Annotated in this window: 5 protein-coding genes; 2 read left to right on the top strand and 3 right to left on the bottom strand. The window is 38.9% G+C overall.

What is annotated here, in order from left to right; translation table 11 throughout:
• On the bottom strand, positions 1–869 hold an 869-nt coding region (locus ABY905_RS14385), incomplete at its 3' end, for a phospholipase A (protein WP_372645082.1).
• Positions 870–981: 112 nt separating this feature from the next.
• Entirely contained in the window at positions 982–1,359 is a 378-nt protein-coding gene (locus tag ABY905_RS14380; RefSeq protein ID WP_372645080.1) for a RidA family protein, read from the bottom strand.
• A gap of 368 nt (positions 1,360–1,727) precedes the next feature.
• Here ABY905_RS14380 and ABY905_RS14375 point away from each other — a divergent pair, with 368 nt between their 5' ends.
• Positions 1,728–2,957, top strand: a complete 1,230-nt coding sequence (locus tag ABY905_RS14375; protein WP_372645078.1) for a PQQ-binding-like beta-propeller repeat protein — start codon at positions 1,728–1,730, stop codon at positions 2,955–2,957.
• 38 nt (positions 2,958–2,995) lie between these two features.
• Entirely contained in the window at positions 2,996–4,159 is a 1,164-nt protein-coding gene (locus ABY905_RS14370) for a hypothetical protein (protein ID WP_372645076.1), read from the top strand.
• Between the two features lie 154 nt (positions 4,160–4,313).
• On the opposite strand, the gene ABY905_RS14365 is transcribed toward ABY905_RS14370, so the two are convergent.
• On the bottom strand, positions 4,314–4,508 hold a 195-nt coding region (locus ABY905_RS14365), incomplete at its 5' end, for a hypothetical protein (RefSeq protein WP_372645074.1).

Below are 4,508 nucleotides of genomic sequence, written 5' to 3'. Positions count from 1 at the left end.
GTTTGTTTGTGGTTAAAGTCAATCAGACTCTCGCCATAACCGTGAAACAGTTGAGCATTGAGTTTCAAATTATCCCAGATCTGTAAGGCATAATCAATTTGAAAGCTTCCCCTATTATTCTTACCAAAGCGCATGGAGTGTCGGGCAATCAGACTAATGTCGTGCCGTCCTTTACCATAAGCAGCCATTAGCTCTCCTCTACCCATATAGTTTTCTATACCCGGATTATTATCCTTGTCGGCAGGCTCTTGTATGCGCAACCAGGGTTTAAATATGATGCTTAGGTTTTTGCTTTCCCAGGCTATTTGCGCAATCACCCTATTCCAACTACGAGACATAGGATCAGACCGCCCATTACTTTGATGATTAAAACCAATACCCGCAAAAAGACCCTTTACGCCACAAATTTCGTAATGTGTCGGCATAATATACATGATTTCGGGCTCGTAGTTTGTCTCCCGAAATGGACGGGACAAATCTGGGTTGTACACTTGCCATCTGGATGTTTGCGTATAGCCCATCCAGATATCACCACCCAGTTTCGATCCCATTAGGTCATTAAAGATCTTCGTTTTAAAACTGAGTTGAAATTTAACTTCGACCTGTTTCAACGGAATCTGATCGGGAGCCGAATTGTTGGGATTATCACTTTGAGGTTGTTTATTGATGGCGGTGGTATAGTTACCCAATAAGATGTAAACCGGCTTATATTGTTTCACTCGAAACAAACCCGACTCATTACTTTGATTATCTGCAAGATCCCACTGCTCAAGCAAAGAGATCTGTTGTTTTTCAAATAAATCTTGTGCGACAGAACTTGTGACAAAAGCTAAGCTAATGATGAGTATGAAGTAGATTTTGAGTTTCATTGACGGCATTGTTTTAAAAAAAGATCAGCTCTTGTGGCAAGTGAACTTTGCTGAAATAAAAGGCTACCAACTTCAGATTAGCAGCCTTTCTTTATATCATCACGAAAGTGAATTACTTCACAGCAATAGTTTCGATTTCGACCAAAGCACCCATAGGTAGGCCTTTTACAGCGAAAGCTGCACGTGCCGGACAATCTTCCTTATAGTACTCACCATATACTTCATTCATTACAGCAAAGCCAGACATATCACTCAACAAACAAGTTGATTTCACCACATCTTTAAAGCTATAACCTGCTTCTTCGAGAATGTAACCAATGTTTTTCATCACCTGCTCTGCTTGCTCTCTTACGCCACCTTCAACAAATTTACCTGTTGTTACGTCGACTGGAATCTGTCCTGAAATATATAGGGTTCCATTCGTTTCTACAGCTTGAGAATAAGGGCCAATAGCCTTAGGTGCTTTTTCTGAATTGATAAAACGTTTCATATGTTATAATTTAGTGTTTGTTTAAAAAGCTGAGTGAAACGAAGTCCGCCTCAGGCGTGATCAAAAGGTCTAAAAAGTCCATCCACCCACAAAAATAGAAAAAAATGGATAGGCAGCTTTCACAATAAAGTAATTTATGATGATTGCGCAATATTTTTTATCTTCAATGGGCAATTACGATTAGTGATGAGTTAGGAATTATAAATTACGACTGATTAATTAATTCAACCCTTCTCCTTTCTAATAAATCGTGCAGAGATCGCCTTTCATCTAATTCTCATTTTGTAAGTTCTTCATACGGGCAAACATGCTTATCTTAGGTACTGAAAAAACAAAACAACATTTCTAAACCTGAAGAAACACCCAAAATGAAGCAAGTAACAATCTATTCATCATTGTTTGCATTAGCCTTAATGCTGCAAGCACCCATCTCTTTTGCTCAAGAAAGCGACGATTGGACGCAATTCAGAGGCCCTGCCAGATCGGGTATCTCTGCTGAAACTATAGCTGATTGCCTGGTTGGCGATCCTGCACCAGAGCTAATTTGGAAAAAAGACATTGGCTGTGCTTTTTCCGAAATCACCCTATCGGGCGACAAACTATACACCACGCTCAGCGAGAAAACAGATAGCCTTTCCGGTTGGGAATATATGGCTGCCTTCGATGCTAAAACAGGTGAGGAAATTTGGCGAAACAAAATCGATTCTATCTTTATCGATAAAGATGGCTTTGGCGATGGACCAAGATCAACCCCTTTAATTGGTGAAAACACCATATTCAGCTTTAGTAGCTATGGTAAGCTGACTGCTCACTCGAAAACAGATGGCAAACAGTTGTGGCAAGTCGACTTCATTAAAGAATTTGGTAGTACACTTCCTCGTTGGGGATTCTCTTCATCTCCAGTTTTAGTTGACGGCGTGCTTATTATGGAAGCTGGTGGTACAGATGAGAGAGCCTTTGTAGCCTTCGATCAGAACACTGGTAAATTGCTTTGGGCTAAGGGCAAAGGTAACGCCTCATACTGCTCACCTCTTGTGGCTGAAATAGAGGGTCAAACACAAATCATATTCGCCAATCAGAAAACCTTATCATCGTACAACAGCAAAGGCGATATGCTTTGGTCTTATACCATGAAAATGAACGGTCCTACAGCTATGCCTACATTAGTTGATTCCAATAAGATTTTCATTTCTACTGTTCGCAACTCTGGTTTCGAAATCGTAGAAGTTAAAAACAATACGGTTACTGAAGTGTTACAGGCATCTACCATGAAAAACGATTACAGCTCAACGCTCTATTACGATGGGCATTTTTATGGCTTCAATGTGGCAGCTCTACAATGTATATCTGCTGAAACCGGCGAAAAAAAATGGACGAAAAGAGGCTTTGGAAAAGGGAGTCTGATTTTAGTTGGTGATAAGCTTCTTGTACTTTCAGACAAAGGTCAACTGATACAAGTTAAGGCAACACCTACTGCCTATACTGAACAAAGAAGCTTTCAGGCTATTAAAGGTAAATCGTGGACTGCTCCTTCTTTTGTTAATGGTAAGATCTACCTGAGAAACCAAACAGAAATGGCTTGTTACAAGTTCAATTAATTGGATAAGAGATTTATTACAATTTAAATATTCTAACAATGAATAAAAAAATATATCAACTCATCTTAGTCTGTCTTTCTCTTTGCTTACCTAGCCTGCTTATGGCAGAAAATGTGGAGACAATAATCGCCAAACATATAGAAGCACACGGCGGACTCGAAAAGTGGAATAAAGTCGATGCAATAAAAATAACCGGTCAATTTACTGGCTTTAGTATAGAAAAGGAATTCATGGCATACAGAACAAAATCTGGTGAGTATTATGCCAACTTCTATTTGGGGAAACATGAAATTACAGAAGCATTTGATGGTAAAAAAGGTTGGACAATTGATCCCTGGCAAGAGATTAATTATGCTCGAAGAATCAACAAAGCTGAAGAGAATGTTTTTGCTCAGAAGGCTGAATTCACCACACCATTTTTCAATTACAAGCAAAAAGGCCATCAGGTGGAATTTGTAGGAAAAGAAAAACTTGAAGGTCTTGATGTTTTTGTTCTGAAGCTGACGCGCTCTAATGGGAAAGTTGAGAAATGGTATTTGGATGCAAACACCTATTTGGAATACAAGTGCGAATCCAATTGGGTCGATTTTGCAACTGAAGTTCCTTCTGAAACTTTCTTCGATGATTTCAGGACTGTTAAAGGTCTCGTTTTCCCATTTTTTGTAGAGCGTACTTTTTGGCAACGAGATAGAGTTATTCAGGTTAAAAACATAGAAATCAATCCTGTTTTTGATACCAAATCATTAGAAATGCCTAAGCGTGATGAAATCAAGGAACTGGCCTTTTTGAAAGGAAATTGGGATGTTAAGATGGAAGCCTGGACTCGCAGAGGAACTTGGCGCGACGTAGGACAAACTGTTTCGAATATCGACTTCACGGCAACTAATATTCTTCAGGAAAAGATCAAGCTTGAGCGTACATTCCCTATTGATATTACGTTGACTTATACCTTTAATGAAACCTCTGGGAAATATCGCATCTCTCTTTTAGACGATCTATCCTCTACCTTTGAAGTTTTCGAAGGTAATTTCTCTGATCAGGATTTTGTCTTTGATAATTCGGTAGAGAAAAAAGAGACTTACACACAATTTAAACTTAGCGAAATTGGAGATGATACTTTTGTTTTAACCAGAAGTGTATCGCTAGACAAAGGTGAAACTTGGCAACAACGCGATAAGCTCACTTATACACGTAGCGAATAATACGGATTCAAATAATAATGTAAGCCATCTCAATTTTATTTGGGATGGCTTTTCTTTTAAGATATGACTGAGGTATTAAATCACTTCGGCTCCTCTCAGTGACCTTTTCCTTTAAACTTTAACCTTTAACCTTCATTACTTTATCCTTTTGCACTTAAAAATCGAAGCTGTATGACAAAAGCAGGTTTCCAAACACAGCACTCGTTTCATTTTCATAACCCAGTCTGAAACCCAGATTCAAAGGAATTGGCAGACGTAGCACATGCATATCGGCGGTAAACTCAAGCCCTACTGATGTGATTCTATTATCGAAATTGATCCTTAAATTATCTGTATTAACAAAATGCCC

This window comes from Ancylomarina sp. (assembly GCF_041555295.1).
In the GTDB taxonomy this organism is placed as follows: domain Bacteria; phylum Bacteroidota; class Bacteroidia; order Bacteroidales; family Marinifilaceae; genus Ancylomarina.
This window is presented reverse-complemented; position numbering and strand designations above follow the sequence as displayed.

What these genes read in the sequence shown, in the direction of transcription:
- ABY905_RS14380 (WP_372645080.1), bottom strand. Translation starts at nt 1,359, where the DNA reads ATGAAACGTTTTATCAATTCAGAAAAAGCACCTAAGGCTATTGGCCCT.
- ABY905_RS14375 (WP_372645078.1), top strand. Translation starts at nt 1,728, where the DNA reads ATGAAGCAAGTAACAATCTATTCATCATTGTTTGCATTAGCCTTAATG.
- ABY905_RS14370 (WP_372645076.1), top strand. Translation starts at nt 2,996, where the DNA reads ATGAATAAAAAAATATATCAACTCATCTTAGTCTGTCTTTCTCTTTGC.